The sequence below is a fragment of the Pauljensenia sp. C0170B4 genome (assembly GCF_056590235.1).
Map to the genome: position 1 here is coordinate 314,615 of NZ_JBWPVS010000004.1, position 19,084 is coordinate 333,698.

Here is a 19,084-nt window from a genome sequence, read left to right on the forward strand (position 1 = left end):
ACGGCTTACCCACGTAAGAGTACGATGTCCCTACGTGGTCGGCAAATTAACACCGCCGATGGACTATCACACCTGTTTCAGCAGATCCTGTACGTCCAGTTGAACGGGTCGTCTGCACGTCCCATCTGAATGTCGGTGAGCTGGTGGTAGATCTTTTCAGTGAGCGGCCCCACCGGGATCGTCGCATCGAAATCATCATTGGCCAGGCGGCCGATGGGTGTGACGACAGCGGCAGTTCCACATGCGAAGACCTCGCTGACGGCACCCGACTGAATGCCGCTGACCAGGTCGTCCAGGGCGATCGGCTTTTCTTCAACATCCACGCCCTGTGAGCGCAGGAGCTGGCAGATCGCGGAGCGCGTGCCGCCTTCCAGAATGACGCCAGTCAGTTCAGGTGTGCACACTCGTCCGTCGCTCATCACCACGAACATGTTCATGCCGCCGAGTTCTTCCAGATAGCGTTCCTCGTAACTGTCGAGGAAGCAGACTTGCGAAAAGCCCTTTTCCCCTGCCAGTTGCTGCGGGAGCAGTGAAGCAGCGTAGTTGCCGCCTGCTTTGGCGCTTCCTGTTCCGCCCGGGCCTGCGCGGTGGAAACCTCGGGAGACCCAGATCGACACTGGTTGGAATCCACCCACGAAATACGGGCCCGAGGGAGATCCAATCACGTAGTAGTCAATGCGCGAAGCCGAGTGGACGCCTAAGAACGCCTCAGATGCGAACATGAAGGGCCGCAGATACAGGCTCGATCCTTCTACGTCAGGCACCCATTTTTCGTCGGCACGAACATAGTCTACGAGCGAGCCCACGAAGTCTTCGCGGTCCATCTGTGGAAGTGCAAGACGGTGAGCGGAATGATTAATGCGGGCAGCGTTGTATCCGGGGCGGAATGTCCATACGGAGCCGTCCTCATGGCGGTACGCCTTGAGTCCTTCGAAGACGGACTGACTGTAGTGAAACACGGCTGCAGCCGGCGACAAGTTCAGGTCCTGGAATGGAATGATTTCACGGTCGTGCCATCCCTGCTGCGGTGTCCACGCCATGTGTGCCATGTGGTCAGTGAAGCGGTGACCGAAGGTGAGGTCCTTCATGATGCCGTCGTAGGTCGCCTGATCAGCGGGCGAGGTGTTCTTTTCGAGCGGGAAGCGCCCAGCAATTCGGTCGGCGTCCGGAAGAGGCTGGCTACCTGCTTGTTCCAATTGCGTGGGCTGATGCTCAACAGTCATCGTTACTCCTCATCGTCACTGACTTTCGCATTCGCTAGCTGCAGCCTATCGCTCTGCACCGCAGAACAATATGACAGTCCATATGTCGACCTGTTTCGCGCGAGCGGACGCCTCGGGCGCACACTGCTCAGCCGCGCGGGGTCGAGCCACTGCACGTGGTCGGCGTGAACGCGCGCACTCTGGCTGCGCGAGGGCTACGCTCACCTCAGTCCCACGGCAACTGGCACACTTCCTAGTCGCGTGCCAGTTGCGCTGCGATATCGCTGCCAATCTGTTCTGTTGAACGCACCAGCTGCTCACCGCTTGCCTGCGCGTCAGCGCGACGCTGCATGTCGCGTTCGATGGCATCGTGGACTGCGCCTGCTTCCTCGCGATATCCCAAGTGTTCCAACAGCATTCCGACCGATGCGATCGCAGCTGTCGGGTCTGCCTTTCCTGTCCCGGCGATGTCGGGGCCAGATCCGTGGACCGGTTCGAACATCGAGGGGTGAGTACCCTCGGGATTGATATTGCCCGATGCTGCCAAGCCGATTCCACCGGTTACCGCGCCGGCAAGGTCGGTCAGGATATCTCCGAAGAGATTGTCGGTGACGATGACATCGAATCGGCCCGGGTCGTTCACCATGTAGATCGTGGCGGCATCGATGTGGACATAGTCGACAGTGACGTTCGGGTAGTGTGCGCCGATTTCTTCCACCGTGCGCTGCCACAGTCCCCCGGCATTGACGAGGACGTTGTGCTTGTGCACCAGCGTCAGGTGGTGCGCTGGACGGACGGCCGCCTGTTCGAAAGCGTATTTCACTACGCGTTGCACGCCAAAGGCGGTGTTCACGGACACCTCGGTGGCAATTTCCTGGTCGGTGCCGGTACGTATGGCGCCACCATTTCCGCAGTACAGGCCTTCTGTCCCCTCGCGCACGACAGTGAAATCAACGGTGCCGGGATCGGCCAGGGGGGTTGCAACTCCCGGGTAGTACAGCGAGGGACGCAAGTTGACGTAGTGATCCAGGCTGAAGCGCAGCTTCAACAGTAAACCGCGTTCCAGCACGCCTGAGGGCACTGACGGGTCGCCCACTGCGCCCAAAACGATCGCATCGGAATCATCGATCCGGGCAAGGTCCTCGTCGGTGAGAATCTCACCAGTGGAGTGGTAGCGATGGGCGCCCAGGTCAAAGTCGGTGGTGTCAATGTGTGTACCTGAGCCAGCAAGTGCGGCCTCCAGTGCGCGCAGTCCTTCCGGCACAACTTCGCGCCCGATGCCATCTCCGGGAATTACAGCTAATTTCAACCGTGTCATGGCTTCATTGTGTCGCTTCAATCTGCGCTCACGGCTCCTCGTCCACCATGCGAATGAGCGGCCCACATGGCGGACACTGTGCTCCGCACATGGTGGTCATGAAGGCCTACGCATAGACCGGGGGTGGCACCTGTTCGGTGCCACCCCCGGCTCACGGTCATCAACTGAAAGATCAGCGAGCTGCTGAGCCATCCGTGTAGTCCTCGTCAACGGAGGCCCATCCGAACTTGCGGCGCAGTTCCTGACCGGTCTTTTCAATGGGGTGGCTTTCTTCCTCGGCACGCAGTGCCTTGAACTCCTGGCCGCCCGCTTCCTGGTCAGCAATGAATCGGTGCGCGAAGGAGTCGTTTTGAATGTCCGCCAGCACCTCTTTCATCGCTTCCTTGACCTGCGGGCCGATCACACGCGGACCGGACACGTAGTCACCGTACTCAGCTGTGTCGGAGCACGACCAGCGCTGCTTTGTGATGCCGCCCTCGTTAATGAGGTCGACGATCAGCTTCATCTCGTGGCACACCTCGAAGTAGGCGATCTCGGGCTGGTAGCCAGCCTCAACGAGGGTTTCGAAGCCGGCCTGGATCAGGTGCGAGACGCCACCGCACAGCACGGTCTGCTCACCGAACAGGTCGGTTTCGGTTTCTTCGGTGAAGGTCGTCTTGATGACGCCGGCGCGGGTGGCACCCAGGCCCTTGGCGTATGCCAGAGTCAGATCCCATGCGTTGCCTGACGCGTCGTTTTCCACTGCGACAACAGCTGGAACGCCCTTGCCGTCAACGAACTGGCGGCGAACAGTGTGGCCAGGGCCCTTGGGCGCAACCATACACACGTCATGGTTCTTGCCCGGGTCGATGTAGCCGAAGCGGATGTTGAAGCCGTGTGCGAAGAACAGTGCCGCATCTTCCTTCAGGTTCGGCTCGATCTGCTCTGCGTAAACGGTGCGCTGGACCTGGTCGGGGACCAGAATCATGACGACGTCCGCTTCCTTGACAGCTTCGGGAACGTCCTCTACTTTCAGGCCTGCCTTTTCGGCCTTGTCCCACGAGGATGAGCCAGGGCGAAGTCCCACCACCACGTCAACGCCGGAATCTTTCAGGTTCAGGGCGTGAGCATGTCCTTGAGAGCCGTATCCGATGATGGCGACCTTCCTGGACTGGATCAGCGACAAATCTGCTCCGTCGTCATAGATGATTTCAGCCATTGTTCTAAATCTCCTTGAGTTGATCTGTGATTGAGCGTTGACCGCGGCCAATGGCGACAGCGCCTGATTGAACGATTTCTGTGATGCCAAATGGCTCAAGTGCGCGCACGAGGGCGTCGAGCTTTTGACCAGATCCAATGGATTCGATCACCACCGATTCCGGTTGGACGTCAACAACGTGAGCACGGAACAAATCGACCACTTCGAGCACGGGGGTGCGGTGTGCACCATGCGTGCGCACCTTAATCAGCATGAGTCGGCGTTCCACGCTGGAATCTGGCTCAAGTTCAACGACTTTGATGACGTTGATCAGCTTGTTGAGCTGCTTGGTGATCTGTTCAAACGGCAGACCATCGGCTTCAACGATGATCGTCATGCGGGAAATCTTCGGGTGTTCGGTTTCCCCCACTGCCAGGGATTGAATGTTGAATGCGCGGCGGGCAAAAAGTGCCGCCACTCGGGTGAGGACGCCCGGCTTGTTTTCCACCAGCACTGACAAGGTTCGCAAGTGTCCCATCAGTCAGTCCTCCGTTTCCCAGTTCGGAGCCATGTCCTTGGCGTACATGATGTCGTCGTTTGAAACTCCGGCTGCGACCATCGGCCACACCATCGAATCTCGCGACACCCTGAAGTCCAGTAAGACAGGTCGATCATTGAATGACATTGCCCAGTCGATCGCTTCGTCCACCTCGTCCTCAGTTCGCACGGTCCGTGCTTCGAGGCCGTAGGCTTTCGCCAGTGCCACGAAGTTCGGAACCTGGTCACCTTCGTCGGGGTTGAGGTCGGTATTCGAATAGCGTTTCGAATAGAACAGTGACTGCCACTGCCGCACCATGCCCAGCACCGAGTTGTTGATCAAGGCAATCTTGATCGGGATCCGGTTCACCACGCAGGTGGCGAGCTCCTGGTTGGTCATCTGGAATGATCCGTCGCCGTCAATTGCCCACACCACCGTGTCGGGTTGTCCGACCTGCGCTCCCATCGCGGCTGGAATGCAGTAGCCCATTGTTCCCAGTCCGCTGGAGGAAATGAAGTGGTGAGGCTTGTCGAGGGTGAGGAACTGGGCCGCCCACATCTGATGTTGCCCCACGCCGGTGGTGAAGATAGCACCAGGTGCGTGAGCTGACAGGCGCGAGATCACGCCCTGGGGGGCAAGGCGCCCGTCTTCCGGTTCAGTCCACCCCATCGGGTAAGTGTCGCGCAGCCTGTTGAGGTAGCGCCACCACCCGCCCAGATCGGCAGGTTTACTGGCGTCTTGTACAGCCTTGACGGCAGCCTTCAGGCGAGGCAGGGTCGCTGCCAGATCGCCCACGATGGGAATGTCTGCCACTCGGTTCTTCGAGATCTCCGCTGCATCGATGTCCACGTGGATCACACGTGCGCGACGCGCGAAGGAGTCGAGGTTTCCTGTCACGCGGTCATCGAACCGTGCACCCAGAGAAACAACGAGGTCGGCACGCTGCAAGGCTCCCACCGCTGCGACCGTTCCGTGCATTCCCGGCATTCCCAGGCAGTGCTGATCCGAGTCGGGGAATGCGCCGCGCGCGGTCAGTGTGGTCACCACTGGTGCGTTGGTCGCTTCCACCAGTTCTGCCAGCGCCTCGGAACTGCGCGAGCGGATCACGCCACCGCCGACGTACAGAACTGGAGCTTGAGCTGTCGCAATGGCAGCCGCTGCTGCGCGCACCTGCTTCTTGTGCGGCTTAGCGGCAGGCCTGTAGCCCGGCAGGTCGAATGCCGGTGGCCACGAAAATTCCATCTGTGCGTTTTGGGCAGATTTTGTCACGTCGACGAGGACGGGGCCTGGCCGCCCGGTCGATGCGATGTGGAATGCTTCAGCGATCAACGAGGGGATTTCCTGCGCGTCCGTCACCAGGAATGAGTGCTTGGTGAGCGGCATGGACGCGCCCACGATGTCTGCTTCCTGGAATGCGTCAGTGCCGATCATGGAGGCACCGACCTGGCCTGTAATGACGACGATCGGAACAGAGTCCATATTGGCATCAGCCAGTGCAGTCAATGTGTTGGTTGCTGCCGGCCCGGACGTCACGATCGCAACGCCCACTTTTCCAGTCGCCAGGGCGTACCCCTCGGCGGCGTGTCCTGCTCCTTGTTCGTGTCGAACCAGAATGTGACGCATGGATGAATCCATGAGCGGGTCGTAAGTCGGCAAGATCGCGCCACCTGGCATACCGAAAATGTCGGTCACGCCCAGTGCTTCCAGGCTCGCGACGATGGCCTGCGCCCCGGTCATTGTCTGTGTTGGAGTATCGCCCATGTTCATGGTGTCCTCTCAATGGTTTGTGTGGTGGTACAAAAAAATCCCCTTCGCTCCAAGCGTGGGGATTAGGCGTGCGTTCCACCTGACATTTACGCAGCAGGATACGCACGCCGACCTACGAGGAGGATGACGTCCGTCACTGCGATAATGTTCTGCACGTCTCATACGTTACGGCTCCGTCGGGCCACGAGTCCTGGAATCTCATATTGTGAGAACCGGGCGTCATTAGCCAGATTGCCTGCGCTTCACAGGCAGCCCTCCGCACCCTTTCTTCGCGCCTTTTCGGCAAGCATCCGGCATCGGTGCAGTATCAAACCTGCAGCACGCCCTCGTCATCCCTACACCACGCCAGCAGGCCCCATGCGAGCCGGGCCAGAAAGCCAGTCGCGTCACATTCGCCAAATGTGACGACAATTGGGACGATAGACTGTCGCCCCCTGAGAAATACCTGAGATAATGCCAGAGCATGTAGACCTTTGGAACTTAATGGGAGTGTGCCTGTGGCCTCTGTATTCTCATTTTTGGCTGAACAGCCCGTGCTGTTCCTGTTCATCCTGATCGGCATCGGGATGGCGTTTGGCCGCGTCAAAGTTCGTGGAATCGGACTGGGTGCCGCCGCGGTGTTGTTCTTCGCGATCATCCTGGCTGCGTGGGCGGAAACATACGGTGTTGAGCTGCGCGTCACCCGTGAACTCGGCACGCTTGGCCTGGCCCTGTTCGCCTTTGCTATCGGTATTACCTCCGGCGCATCCTTCTTCCACAATCTGCGCAAGGCCATCGGACCAATCCTTATCATGGTCGTGCTGTACATCGTGGCCGCTTCGGTCGGCCTGCTGGTCGGACGCGGATTCGGCATGAGCACCGCGATGATCACGGGCACATTTGCCGGTGCTACGACGAACACGCCCGCTCTGGCTGCCGCCGGAGAAGCGTCCGGCGACCCAGGTGCTGCTACTGTTGGCTACTCCATTTCCTACATTTTTGGTGTCATCGGCATGCTCGGTGCTGCGGCTGCTGCCCTGTCATACGGCAAGCACGACAAAGATGCGCCCAGCCCGCTGGCTAACCGCACCATCCGCGTCGAGCGCGAAGACCATCCCTTCATTGGTGACATCTACGAAAAGCTCGGCAGCCGCGTGACGTTCTCGCGTCTGCGCCGCGGTGAGGCTGGCCCGATCACGCGCCCATCCATGTCGGACACACTCGATCCTGGTGACCTGCTGACAGTTGTTGGCCCGCGTGAACTTGTGGCGCGTGTTGCCACCGAGCTTGGGCACTCCTCCTCGCACTCACTGTTGCAGGACCGCTCCTACCTGGACTTCCGCCGCATGACAGTGTCTGACCCGAAGGTCGCTGGGCGAACAGTGGGAGACCTTGATTTCGCCACTCGTTTTTCCGCCACGATTTCTCGTGTACGTCGCGGTGACGTGGATATGGTCGCAGAGCCCGGACTGGTGCTCCAGCAAGGTGACCGCGTGCGTGTGGTTGCTCCGACCTCCAAGATGAAGAAGATTACCGAGTTCTTCGGTGACTCGGCACGCGGCCTGTCTGACGTGAACCCGGTCGCTCTGGGCATCGGCATGGCGCTGGGCATTTTGCTGGGCGAGCTGAAGTTCTTCACCCCCACCGGTGAGTATTTCTCGATCGGTTCCGCTGCCGGCACGCTGATCATAGGCCTGATCTTTGGCAAGATCGGTCGCGTCGGCCCGATCGTCACCGCGATCCCCTACACCGCATGCCAGGTGCTCTCGGAGTTCGGTTTGCTGGTCTTCCTCGCTCAGGCCGGAGCCGTCGCAGGCGGTCAGATCATCGAAGCGTTCACATCAGGCGCATGGTGGAAGATCTTCCTGCTCGGCGTCATTATCACGTTGATCATGGCGATCGGCATGTACTGTTCGATGCGCTGGATCTTCAAGATGGGCGGCACGCGTCTGGCCGGTGTACTTGCGGGTTCGCAGACCCAGCCTGCGGTATTGGCGTTTGCGAATGGCCGCACGAACATGGATCCTCGTGTGGCGCTCGGCTACGCACTGGTCTACCCGGTGGCCATGATCGGCAAGATCATGGTGGCGCAGGTCTTCGGCGCCATGTAGCTGCTGAGTTTCGCCGCCGTTTCAGCTGGCGGACAAGTGATTGGCGGGTCGCCCTCGTTCCTCCTTTATGGACGAGGGCGACCCGCTTTTTGTGCGAGCTGGCTACTGATCTTTGTCGTTGCCCTTGCGGACCTTGTCCGAACGGAGCGACTGACGTTTGCGCCGCTCATCAATCAGGTTCAATGCGGCAGCAATAAACAGGACCAGCATCCCGCCACCCAAAGCAGGCCCAGGAACTGCGCCGCGTACCACAAGCGCATAAATCAACCCGCCACCCAACAGCACAGTGGCAATAACATACAAAGCATCACTGGTCATCTTCACAGTCATTGTGAATCACCGACCCATTCTTGCAATAGTCATGTTTCATGCATTCCTGCGTAAAGCCGTTCTTCCACCCTTCATAGGCCACCACGCCAACCGGGCCGAGCGCAACTGCACCTGCGTAAATCCCCCAGCCAATAGAGCCTTTCCATTGGCTCCAAATAATCTGCCCCGAAGCTGCTCGAGATACACCGTCATCGCGAGCAACCGTATAGCCGAGGGTAAGTGCCGCGACAACAGCCCACAACCGCAGGCGCATTATTCCACACCTGCTAATAATGAGGGTATCAGAGTGCCGCCGGCTCAACAAGGTTCGGCGACAAGCTGCCGCGCACAGCAGCTGTCTGACGGAAAGGGCATGCGACGCGAACTATGGGGTTGAGTGAATGGTGCGCCAAGGCCAGCATGTCAGATGCAATCACGTCAGATGCAATCAACCGGTCAAGGTCATTGCACTGCCCATAAGTCAACCGGTCAAGGTCATTGCACTGCCCATGAATCAACCGGTCAAGGTAAGAGAGCTGAAAAACTGGCCGGCACGCGTCGGCGACAGCGCCTTTTCCGCACTATTCCGCGGTTCTCACATGGTGAGATCGCGCGGTGACGGCGTTCTACCTTAACCGGTTGATCTTCGCAACGTCGGCTACCTTGACCGGTTGATTAATACCTTGAACAGTTGACCGTCACTGTGGCGAGGTGCCCAGCAGCGCACTGACAGACCTTGACCCGTTGACAGTACCCGCATGACGTTGATGCGCAGCAATCCCTGCGCGCCCTCTCACGGGGTGCCGCACGCCGTGCCGGCGCTGCAGCGGTATACCACCGGCTACCGCCCGTCGGCTCCTTCAGGGAAAGGATCGACCTCATCGCCCAGGCTGTCACCCAGCTCATCAACGTCACCCTCGTCGATTGCCCCAGCCAGGCCGAGCGAAGGCACAGACACTGGACGCTCCATCAGCCAGTTGCGGTCAGTGAGCATGCGCGCAACCGCCAGACCCACGCCGATTGAAATAACCGTGAAGAACACGGAGAAAAGTGCGGCAGACGCGTCATTGATGTTCCCGTTGTTCAGGTAAGCCAGCGAACGGTACAACGGCACACCCGGGATCATGATGACAACGGCGGGCACCGACAGACTCACGCGTGAGTAACGATGGCTCGAACGCGCCACCAGCGACGCCAGCAGACCCGCGCACAGTGCCGCAATCCCCACAGCAGCCTGAACGGGCACATGCAACTCGTCCACCATCGCCAGACGACCCGTGTTGATCGTCGCACCGATCAGCGCAGCGTAGGCACTGACCTTGGGCGGCGTATTAAACAACATAGCGAACCCGTAAGACGCGATATACGAGGTCAGGAACCGCAGCAGGTACAGCACCCACGGCATCAGGTGATAGTCATACTGAGGGGTGACCGACCAGTGGAAAATCAACGACACGCTCCACACGGCCACACCCGCCGACACCATCAGCATCGTGACATAGACCAGACGCGGAATCCCCGCCTGAAAATCGTGACGCACCAGGTCAATGATGCCGGTGACCAACGGGAATCCTGGCACCAGGAAGAGCACTGCTGAAATGAAACCGGCCTGGTGGGTTGGTTCGACGTTCATGAAGTGCTGCGCGGCTGCCACCAGTGAAATGTAGATCGTGGAGGCCAATGCACCGCACGCCATCCACACGCCGAAGTGATTCATGCGACGGTGAAGCATCTGGCGGCGCAGATACTGACCGAAGAAGGCCGCGATGGCAACAACGGAGCACTCCACCCAGCCGCCGTGATTAAGAAACGAGAACGCCGCGCATGCGATACCCGATGCCAACGCGTTCGGCAGCGTCGAATACAACGGCGGCACGTGCTCGATCTCATCAAGTGTGGAGTCGACTTCCTCGATGCTGATCGATCCGGGCCCGCCCAGGCCATTGACGAAACTCGCAAGCCGGTCGATGCGGTCAGCGTTGACACCCATCGCGCGCTGCTCGGCAAGCTCGGTGCGGAAGGTGCCCGACGCGTACGCCGTGGAGATAATCTCGGTGTATGTCACCTGCGCGTGGTGCTGCTCAATGCCGACTGCCTGCGCCAGACGAGCCATGCCGTGTTTGACGCGGAATGCACTCGCACCGCTGGACAACAGCATCTGTCCCAGACGCAACACGATACGCGACGCGTGAGCAAGGCGATCGTGAGCCACCATACGGTGCAGCGTCAGTGAGGTGCGTTCACGCTCGGTGTGAGCGTACCGGTTGTGGTCTGTGCCCGTGACTGCATCCTCACGCGCCGCAGCAGTGCGTTCAGGAGCACCTCGCCCGGCATCGCCCCGCCTGGTATCGCCGCCACCAGGCTCATTGCGGCCTGGCCTGCCGTGACGGGAACCGTCGCGACCGGGTTCGTCGTGCCTGGGATCGTCGTGCGCGGCTGTGCCCGACGAGGGCAACTCGTTGGACGCAGGTGCCGAAAAGTTCGACGTCGAGCTGGCAGTCGAATCATCTGAGGCAGAGTTTTTCACAGTAATAAATGGTGCCACCATCGACACCTCCTTGCCTAGGACAGGTGACCCGCTTCCCATCTCACACGGTGAATATCACAACGCACAGGTCTTCATCTCGCATTAACGTGTGACTAGTGTGGGCTGCGTATATAGTGACCGCCCGCCCACACACCGATTAAACAGTCGCGATGCGTCCGCAGTGACACACAGCGCACTGACCGCATCTGGGATAGGAGCTTTTGTGAAACGTTCACGAGTCATCGCCGCGTTGGCCACCCTCGTCATGGGAATGACTGCGTGTGCGGGCCCGGATGCTTTCAACTCGAGCCAGTCCGGTCAAAGCGCCGGCGGCCAGGCGAACGCAGCGGCCACCATCGATATTGGCTCCCTGTACGAGCCGACGAACCTATCAAACTCAGGTAGCGGTGGGCAGGGCGCGACCGAAGCGCTGACAGGCAACGTGTATGAAACACTGTTCCGCCTGACTGATTCGGGTGACGTGGAACCATGGCTGGCCACTGAAGACGTCGTCTCCGAAGATGGACTGACCCATACGCTCACCATTCGTGAGGGCGTGACGTTCTCCTCGGGAAAAGAGATGACCGTCAACGACGTTGTCGCCTCCATCAAGCACCTACTGTCTGACGAATCGCAGTCCGCGCGCAAGAAGGAAGTATCCGTTATCTCTGACGTGCAGGCACCTGACAGCACGACCGTCGTCCTGACGCTGTCAGAGCCTTCCGTTTCACTGGACTATGACCTGTCCGGCATGTGGGTTGTTCCCGAAGGGCTCGACACCACGACGCAAACTGACGGCACCGGACCCTACACGGTGGAGGGGTGGACGAAAGGTTCGACCCTCACGCTGAAGGTTCGCGAGGACTACTGGGGTGACAAGCCTGCCAATGCCGGTGCCATCTTCCACTACTTCACCGATGTGACGTCCATGACGAACGCTCTGCAGGCCGGTGACATCGACATTGTGACGAATGTGCAGTCACCGGATGCGATCCCCACTTTCGATTCGAACGCGAACTTCACCGTTTCTGACGGCATGTCCACGACGAAGGAACTGCTCGCTTTCAATGACCGACTCAAGCCGTTCGATGATGCGCGCGTGCGCAAAGCTGTCTACTCAGCCATTGACCGCGACAAACTCCTGGAGTCCGTGTGGGCGGACAAGGGACAGGTCATCGGCTCGATGGTGCCGCCCTCGGACCCGTGGTATGAGGACCTGACTGACCTGAACCCTTACGATCCGGAGTTGTCGCGCTCACTGCTGGCCGAAGCCGGACTGGCTGACGGCTTCTCCTTCACGCTGGACACTCCGACCTACGATCCGCATCCACTGGTCGCTGAGTTCGTCAAGAGCGAGCTGGCCAAGATCGGTGTAACCGTGACGATCAATCCGATCACCGCTGACGAATGGTATTCCAAGGTCTTCACAAACAAGGATTTCGAAGCCACGTTGCAGGAGCACGTCAACACTCGCGACGTCGTGTGGTACGCCAACCCGGATTTCTACTGGGGCTACGACAATCCTGAAGTGTCCGACCTTGTCGAGCGTTCTCAGCACGCGCATTCCACCGATGAACAAGCCGACCTGCTGCGCCAGGCCAACAGGATTATTGCCGAGGAAGCCGCAAGCGCCTGGCTCTACCTGTACCCTCAAGTTGTGATCGCACGGTCTCATCTGAGCGGATACGGGGTCAACGGGTTGAACTCACAGTTCTTCGTGGCGGGGATTAGCGAGTCCGAGTGATCCGGTACCTGGTTCGTCGCAGCGCATTGCTGGTTGCCACTGGGGTGGCGGGCCTCATTGCAATATTTGTGCTGCTCAGGCTCCTGCCCGGCGACCCAGCCAATGCGCTTTTGACATCGACCGCAACGCCGGAACAGATTGAGGCGGCGCGCCGTCAGGTCGGATCTGACCAGCCGGTTGTGACCCAGTTCGTCCGCTGGATTTCTGACCTGGCGCATGGCGACCTGGGCACGTCGTTTACATCAGGAACGTCGGTGGGTGCTGAGATTGCCTCACGCCTGTCGGTGACCATTCCTCTGACTCTGATCGCCTTCACATTCGCCCTGATCATTGCCATTCCTCTGGGATACGTGGCGGCTCGATGGCGCAACGGGCCTGCCGGCCTGATCGTGTCGATCTTTTCGCAGATCGGCATCGCTGTTCCAGTTTTCTGGATCGCCATGATGGCGGTGATCGTTTTTGCCGTCAGGTTGCGTCTGGTGCCCGCGAGCGGTTTCCCACCCCAGGGATGGGGTACCCCGTTCCTCGCGTGGACGGCACTCGTCCTGCCGGTCAGCACCATCGCTTTCGTCTCCAGCGCGTCGATGACGCGCTACACCCGCTCAGCCGCCCTCGATGTCATTGACTCAGGCTACATGGCGTGCGCGCGGGCGCTGGGCCAGTCGCGCACGCGCGCAATGATCCGTCACGGTTTGCGCAACGCATCGATCCCGGTGATCTCGGTAGCCAGCATCGAGCTTGCAACAACCTTCATCGGTGCAGTCGTTGTTGAGCAGGTTTTCGCTCTGCCCGGCCTGGGCTCCATGCTGACCCGAGCGATCGCTCAGCATGATTTCCCCTCTATTCAAGGGGTCCTGCTTGTCTCCACCGCCCTCGTGCTGGTCATCGGGTTCCTTGCTGACGTGCTTCAACGTATCGTTGATCCGCGTCTGCGCACTTCCCTGACAGGAGGTCGCGCGTAAATGACTCCCGCACCCTCCCCTTCGCCATCCGCTCCGCGCCGCCGGACCAGTCGAACCGGCAGAGCCGGCCTGATCATCGGCGTCGTTCTTCTCTCCGCGGTCGCCCTGGCCGCCCTCATCTCACTGTTCTGGCTGCCCTACCCTGTCGATGACACGTCGGGCGGCCGACTGGAAGGCGCATCGTGGCAGCACTGGCTCGGCACCGACCGCCTAGGCCATGACATCGCTACACGCGTACTGATCGGTGCGCGTATCGCGCTGACGGTCGGCGCCGGCGCAGCGCTCATCGCATCCATCATCGGCATCAGCTTCGGACTCCTTGCAGCACTTTCGCGCGGCTGGTTCGACGATGTGGCCTCCTCGATCCTGGACGTCCTCATCGCCTTTCCGACACTACTGCTCGCCATGCTGATGGTCGCAGTTGGAGGCGCATCACTGCTGACCGTCACGGTGGCGATTGGCCTGTCGGCATCTGCCGTGATAGCGCGGCTGACGCGCATCCTCACATCACGTGTGCTGCGCGAGCAGTACGTGGTTGCCGCACGCACGTCCGGAGTGGGGACCCTTGGCATTGTCTGGCGCCATGTTCTACCCAATATCTGGCCCTTCCTGATCGTCAACGTGGCCGTCCTGTTCGGTTCGGCGGTTCTGGCTGAAGCAGGATTGTCCTACCTGGGGCTGGGCACTCCCCCGCCGAACGCGTCATGGGGACGTCTGCTGCTGGATGCTCAGGCCACGTTCACCACACAGCCTCTGGGCGCAATCGCACCAGGCGTCGCCATCGTCGTCCTCGTGATCGGCGCAAATCTACTGTCGGATGGCCTGCGCGCCGTGGTCGATCCTACCCAGCAGGAGGCCTCATGACCGCGCCACTGCTCCAGGCCAACGATCTGACCGTGCGCATCGGCGGCAGCACGATTCTGGACTCGCTCAATCTGACCATGAATCGCGGCGAGCACGTGGGCATGATCGGTGCGTCCGGGTCGGGTAAATCAATGTTCGCCAAGACTGTGATGGGGCTTCTGCCTTCGCCAGTTCAGGTGAGCGGATCTTTACGGGTGAGCGACCTCGATGTGGCCAGCGCCTCTGAAAAAGACTTGCGCAGTTTCCGCGGAGCCACTGCCGCAATGGTTTTCCAGGATCCCCTGTCTGCCCTCGATCCGCTCATGCGTATCGGTAAGCAGTTGGAATGGCCGCTGGCCCACCATCAGCATGTACGAGGGCGACGCGCCATGCGCGCTGCAATCAATGAAGCGCTGAGCGGAGTGCAGCTACCTGATCCTGAACGCGTTGCCCACGCATTTGCGCATGAACTGTCCGGAGGCCAGCGCCAACGCGTGGCGATTGCGCTGGCGCTGGCCTGTCAGCCAGACCTCCTGATCGCAGATGAGCCCACCACGGCGCTGGACGTAACAGTGCAGGCGCATATTCTGGATGTCCTCACCCAGGCCACGCGCCAGCACGACACTGCGTTACTGTTCATCTCTCATGACCTTCCGGTGGTCGCACAGATGGCTGATCGCATCGTCGTCATCGAGGAGGGACGGATCAGCGACGACGTGTCAACCTCGAACCTCGTGGCCGCAGACGCAACGGATCTGAGCGATGGCACACGCCGCATTGTGGAGGCGGCGCGCCACCTCGACACGATGATGGACACTATCCAGTCCCGCGACGATCGGAGGGACAACGATGAGTGATTCTGCTCTGATTTTTGACGACGTCACCTTCCACTACCCGTCAACAGATGCCGGCATTGACCACTTCAGCGTGCACCTCGAGCCGGGCGCACGCGTCGCCCTCGTCGGTGAATCCGGAAGCGGGAAAACCACAGCTGCGCGGCTGGGTCTGGGATTGTTGCCCGCGCAGTCGGGGTCTGTCACCTTTGCCGGGATGCCGGTGCGCTCGCGTTCGCGCAGTATCATGCGCAATTTCCGTTCACACGTTCAGGCGGTGTTCCAGGATCCGTATTCTTCCCTCAACCCGCGTATGCGTGTCGGGGCGATCGTTGCCGAGCCGCTGCACGCGCTGAAGGTGGCGTCGGGCGCACGGGCGCGGGAGATGGTGCACGAAGCATTGCGCCTGGTCGGTGTCGATCCGCAGCGTGCTGACGAGTATCCTCGAACTTTTTCAGGTGGGCAGCGTCAACGCATCGCCATTGCCCGGGCGCTGGTGTCTGAGCCGAGCGTCATCATCGCTGATGAACCTGTTTCGGCACTGGATATGGCGACGCGCGCCTCCGTCATGGAGATGATCGATTCGATCACCCGTGAGCGCGGCATGTCGCTTCTGCTGGTTTCTCACGATCTGGCGACCGTGGCCTCAGCGTGCGACACTATCGTCGTGCTCAAGGATGGGCACGTCGAAGATCGCGGCCCGACTCGTCGTGTATTGTCAGCTCCCGAGGGCGACTATGCGCGCGCACTGATTGCTGCAATTCCTCGACTGCCAAGCGGCACCGACTGACTCACCGGAAATACCGTCCGGCTCGAAGGACGCGCCGGCTGGATAGTAGGTAGCACCGCCAAGGGCCGACACTCCTCTCATTGAGGTGGAGGCATCGCCTAGGTGGATGTGATAGCCACCAGCAAGGAGGTGCGGCACATGCTAGTAGCGTGTTGTATTGCCTGCTCGGTCCTGCTGGGAGCGTGTTTGCAACGCATTTCCGGCATGGGGCTGGGCCTGGTTGCTGGCCCGGTGTTGTCGCTGCTGATGGGCGGTGTGGACGGCATCGTCATGATGAATATTCTGGCTGTCATCAATGCGAGCATCATCGCGCTGACCGTGTGGCGCGACATCGACTGGAAACGGTGGGTGCTGCTCGGGCCAATCATGGTGGTCGGCTCAATTCCTGGGGCTTTGCTGGTGCGTAGTGTTTCACCTGCCTGGGTGCAGGTTATTGTTGGCGCACTCATCACCGTGTCACTGATCGCAACTGTGGTTCGAGGGGCGAAGCTACGGCGGGTTGATTTCGCTGACAACCAAGTGGTTGAGTGGTTCTGTGCAGCTTCATACCTCGTGGTGGCTCATCGCAGTAGCTATTGGCGCGATGCTCGTGGGGATCGCTGCGGGAGTGCTTATTGCTCCTCGAGTCAGCAAGTCTCATTCCCGTGCGCTGGCTTTAGTCCTGGCAGTTGTGGGCGCTACAACTGTCCTGATCAAAGGTATTATCTCGGTGTCAACCGGCGCATAATCAGCTCTTTCACGAACATGACAACTGGGCGCTCACTACCGCCCGTCACAGGGTTGTAGTGCAACCCCGTAAGTGGATGTCAGTGCGGCACCACGGTCGGTCTTGTGAAGCTCGACAGCAAGGCCATCGACCTTCCGGCAGATGTTCACGCGCCTGTAACGTGCGCGTTAGCTTTCATGGCCCTTCCTGCCATTTTGACCACTTAGCGTGAGGGCTGTATGTGTTTCGCTTTCATAGTGCTTAGGAGTCTGAACATGACTACACAGCGCGCCCGGATTGTCGGACTGACTGCGCTTTGTTCAATTGCCGCATTGTCCGTGGTGTCAACTCAACAACTGGCTTTTGCTGACGCCACCGAGGAAGGTCCTTTCTATTCCTCGAAGCAGCCGTACATCGCACCCAGCGAAAGTGACATCGCAGGATATTCACAGCCTCCAGCAGGTTTCGACATTGAACATACTCAGCTCGTCGCCCGCCATGGTTCGCGAGGATTGTCCTCCTATAAGTACGATGCTCTGTTAATGCTGATGGCTCAGACGGCTCAGAAAGAAAATGGTTTCGTGTCACCGGAGGTGGGCGAGGCCTTCATGAAGAACCTCGAGTCGATCACAGCGGCCAACGTGGCCAACGGCTACGGAATGCTCACCGGTCAGGGCGCTACGCAGCACCGCGGAATTGGTGAACGCGCCTACAAACGCAACTCTGCTCTCTTCGAGCGCGCCATTGCCGAGGGTGACGCGATCCGCTTTGAGTCCTCAGGTGAGGCTCGCGCCACCGAATCCGGCGAAAGCTTCCTCACAGGGTTTGAAGCCGCCTCGCACAACAGTGTGACGCCGATCGTGGAATCCCTCGAAGCGCATCCTGAAACACTTTACTTCCACAAGCTGGAGAACCCTGATGGCTCAGTGAAGCAGGAGGGGACGCCGGCTTACGAAGTAGCCTCTCGTTACGAAGCATTCATTGGGGAGCAGACCAGTGACGGTGGAGTGATCGCCGGAGCGATGGATTACATCGAGTCGCTGCCTCAGTCGCAGGAATCGGCACGCCGGGTTCTCGCAGATCTTCACGCCCGAGTTTATTGACTCGATCGGAGATGATGCGCATACATGGTTCAACACTGCCGATGGCTCGAAGGATGGCGACAAGAACTGCGCACCGAACGCTGATGAAAGCACTGACGCTGATGCGTGCGGCTCCGCCAAAAAGAAGATCACCAGCGCTGTTGATGCGGCGATGGATCTGTACAACCTGTACATCATCGATGCTGATATGCAGGAGGAAAACACCGGGGAGCACGCATTCGATTTCGAGCAGTATTTCGCAAACTACCAGGACGACGCCAAGTGGTTCTCCTATCTGCTCGACGCTGAGGACTTTTACGAAAAAGGTCCGGGCGTGACGGGAACTGACGGGTCATACGCGCCTGCGCAACCGTTGCTCGATGATTTCTTCGCCCAGATCGATGAGCGCACCGCAGGTGGATCCCACGTTGCAACGTTCCGCTTTGCTCACGCAGAAACGATTGCTCCTTTCTCCGCCCTGCTTCGTTTGCCTGGTTCAACCCAGCAGGCACCTGCTGTCTCACAGCCTGTCAGCATCGACGACGTCTTTAACTACGCCACCAACGAATGGCGCGGATCCACCGTCATGCCGATGGCGGCAAACGTCCAGTGGGACACGGCCTGTCAGGCCGGCACCGATCCTGCAACGGGTAGGTCGTGGACCCCGATTGTCCGCATGCTTGTCAACGAGGTGGAAACACCGTTTAATTCCTCGTGTACTGCGGTTGCCGAAGGATCATCCTGGTACAAGGTCTCCGAGCTGCGCCATTGTCTTCTTGGACAAGCTCAAACGGAATCTCCACTGCTGACGAAGTCCTCGCCTGTTGGACCATCTGACAAGCCAGAGGTTGATCCAGCTCAGACTACTGGTGATGAGGAGGGTCGGGGTCGGGGTGTGGTCTTGGAGCGTCCCTCGCGCCTGGCTGCGACTGGTTCGGACTCTGGTCTTGTGATTGCGGGCCTGGCGGCAATCTTAATGGGAACAGTTCTCGTGACGCGCCGCAGGTAGGCCCTCACCTGGCCATTGAAGACGCCTCCCGTCTATGGGAGCTTCCCCCCGTGCGTGGGGGGAGGCTTCTTCGGTGCTGAAAGCCAATGCGAGGGACGCACCCAGCTCGCCGGTCGGCCCCGCTGGGTGTGCGGGCTTGCGTGTGCGCGTAAAAAGGGGGGGGTGGGGTACTGGCCTGTCTCCAGGC

16 protein-coding genes and 1 pseudogene are annotated in these 19,084 nt (G+C 59.8%); 9 read left to right on the forward strand and 8 right to left on the reverse strand.

The genetic code is table 11. The features are described from left to right. Positions 1–77: 77 nt before the first annotated feature. The 5 genes from AC1EJ1_RS07345 to AC1EJ1_RS07365 form a co-directional block, all read right to left on the reverse strand. Positions 78–1,223 (reverse strand): branched-chain amino acid aminotransferase, encoded by a 1,146-nt coding sequence (locus AC1EJ1_RS07345; RefSeq protein ID WP_480295604.1) that lies wholly within the window; start codon positions 1,221–1,223, stop codon positions 78–80. Between the two features lie 232 nt (positions 1,224–1,455). Further along, entirely contained in the window at positions 1,456–2,520 is a 1,065-nt protein-coding gene (locus tag AC1EJ1_RS07350) for a 3-isopropylmalate dehydrogenase (RefSeq protein WP_285014342.1), read from the reverse strand. 172 nt (positions 2,521–2,692) lie between these two features. Further along, entirely contained in the window at positions 2,693–3,718 is a 1,026-nt protein-coding gene (ilvC, locus tag AC1EJ1_RS07355; RefSeq protein ID WP_285014341.1) for a ketol-acid reductoisomerase, read from the reverse strand. A 4-nt stretch (positions 3,719–3,722) separates the two neighbouring features. Continuing rightward, complete coding sequence (gene ilvN, locus AC1EJ1_RS07360) at positions 3,723–4,235, reverse strand: acetolactate synthase small subunit (protein WP_058236255.1); 513 nt, start codon at positions 4,233–4,235, stop codon at positions 3,723–3,725. A 3-nt stretch (positions 4,236–4,238) separates the two neighbouring features. Then, the gene (locus AC1EJ1_RS07365; RefSeq protein WP_480295605.1) at positions 4,239–5,996 is read right to left on the reverse strand and encodes an acetolactate synthase large subunit; all 1,758 of its coding nucleotides are present in this window, start codon (positions 5,994–5,996) and stop codon (positions 4,239–4,241) included. Positions 5,997–6,499: 503 nt separating this feature from the next. Between AC1EJ1_RS07365 and AC1EJ1_RS07370 the strand changes: the two genes are divergently transcribed. Beyond that, the gene (locus AC1EJ1_RS07370; RefSeq protein WP_058236826.1) at positions 6,500–8,092 is read left to right on the forward strand and encodes an aspartate:alanine exchanger family transporter; all 1,593 of its coding nucleotides are present in this window, start codon (positions 6,500–6,502) and stop codon (positions 8,090–8,092) included. 102 nt (positions 8,093–8,194) lie between these two features. Here AC1EJ1_RS07370 and AC1EJ1_RS07375 read toward each other — a convergent pair whose 3' ends face one another. From AC1EJ1_RS07375 to AC1EJ1_RS07385, 3 genes and pseudogenes are all read right to left on the reverse strand, one after another. Next, complete coding sequence (locus tag AC1EJ1_RS07375) at positions 8,195–8,410, reverse strand: hypothetical protein (RefSeq protein ID WP_285014338.1); 216 nt, start codon at positions 8,408–8,410, stop codon at positions 8,195–8,197. Then, positions 8,400–8,675 (reverse strand): hypothetical protein, encoded by a 276-nt coding sequence (locus AC1EJ1_RS07380; protein ID WP_285014337.1) that lies wholly within the window; start codon positions 8,673–8,675, stop codon positions 8,400–8,402. Before AC1EJ1_RS07380 ends, AC1EJ1_RS07375 begins: the two co-directional genes overlap by 11 nt. A gap of 666 nt (positions 8,676–9,341) precedes the next feature. Further along, a pseudogene (locus AC1EJ1_RS07385) lies at positions 9,342–10,616 on the reverse strand (threonine/serine exporter family protein); the annotation flags it as partial. 535 nt (positions 10,617–11,151) lie between these two features. Here AC1EJ1_RS07385 and AC1EJ1_RS07390 point away from each other — a divergent pair. The 8 genes from AC1EJ1_RS07390 (at position 11,152) to AC1EJ1_RS07425 (ending at position 18,897) form a co-directional block, all read left to right on the forward strand. Next, a complete protein-coding gene (locus AC1EJ1_RS07390) occupies positions 11,152–12,672 on the forward strand; it encodes an ABC transporter substrate-binding protein (RefSeq protein ID WP_285014336.1) in 1,521 nt (506 codons plus the stop codon). Further along, positions 12,669–13,634: an ABC transporter permease gene (locus tag AC1EJ1_RS07395; RefSeq protein ID WP_480295606.1), complete on the forward strand. Its 966-nt coding sequence runs from the start codon at positions 12,669–12,671 to the stop codon at positions 13,632–13,634. Before AC1EJ1_RS07390 ends, AC1EJ1_RS07395 begins: the two co-directional genes overlap by 4 nt. After that, positions 13,635–14,498 carry an ABC transporter permease gene (locus AC1EJ1_RS07400; RefSeq protein ID WP_285014334.1) on the forward strand — a complete coding sequence of 288 codons (864 nt, stop codon included), beginning with the start codon at positions 13,635–13,637 and terminating at the stop codon, positions 14,496–14,498. After that, complete coding sequence (locus AC1EJ1_RS07405; RefSeq protein WP_058236250.1) at positions 14,495–15,334, forward strand: ABC transporter ATP-binding protein; 840 nt, start codon at positions 14,495–14,497, stop codon at positions 15,332–15,334. Before AC1EJ1_RS07400 ends, AC1EJ1_RS07405 begins: the two co-directional genes overlap by 4 nt. After that, on the forward strand, positions 15,327–16,100 hold the full coding sequence (locus tag AC1EJ1_RS07410) for an ABC transporter ATP-binding protein (protein ID WP_058236249.1): 774 nt from the start codon (positions 15,327–15,329) through the stop codon (positions 16,098–16,100). The genes AC1EJ1_RS07405 and AC1EJ1_RS07410 overlap by 8 nt, the downstream gene beginning before the upstream one ends. Before the next feature lie 138 nt (positions 16,101–16,238). After that, entirely contained in the window at positions 16,239–16,886 is a 648-nt protein-coding gene (locus AC1EJ1_RS07415) for a sulfite exporter TauE/SafE family protein (protein ID WP_480295607.1), read from the forward strand. 195 nt (positions 16,887–17,081) lie between these two features. Continuing rightward, the gene (locus AC1EJ1_RS07420) at positions 17,082–17,909 is read left to right on the forward strand and encodes a histidine-type phosphatase (RefSeq protein WP_480295608.1); all 828 of its coding nucleotides are present in this window, start codon (positions 17,082–17,084) and stop codon (positions 17,907–17,909) included. Between the two features lie 151 nt (positions 17,910–18,060). Further along, positions 18,061–18,897, forward strand: a complete 837-nt coding sequence (locus AC1EJ1_RS07425; protein ID WP_480295609.1) for a histidine-type phosphatase — start codon at positions 18,061–18,063, stop codon at positions 18,895–18,897. Positions 18,898–19,084: the final 187 nt, after the last annotated feature.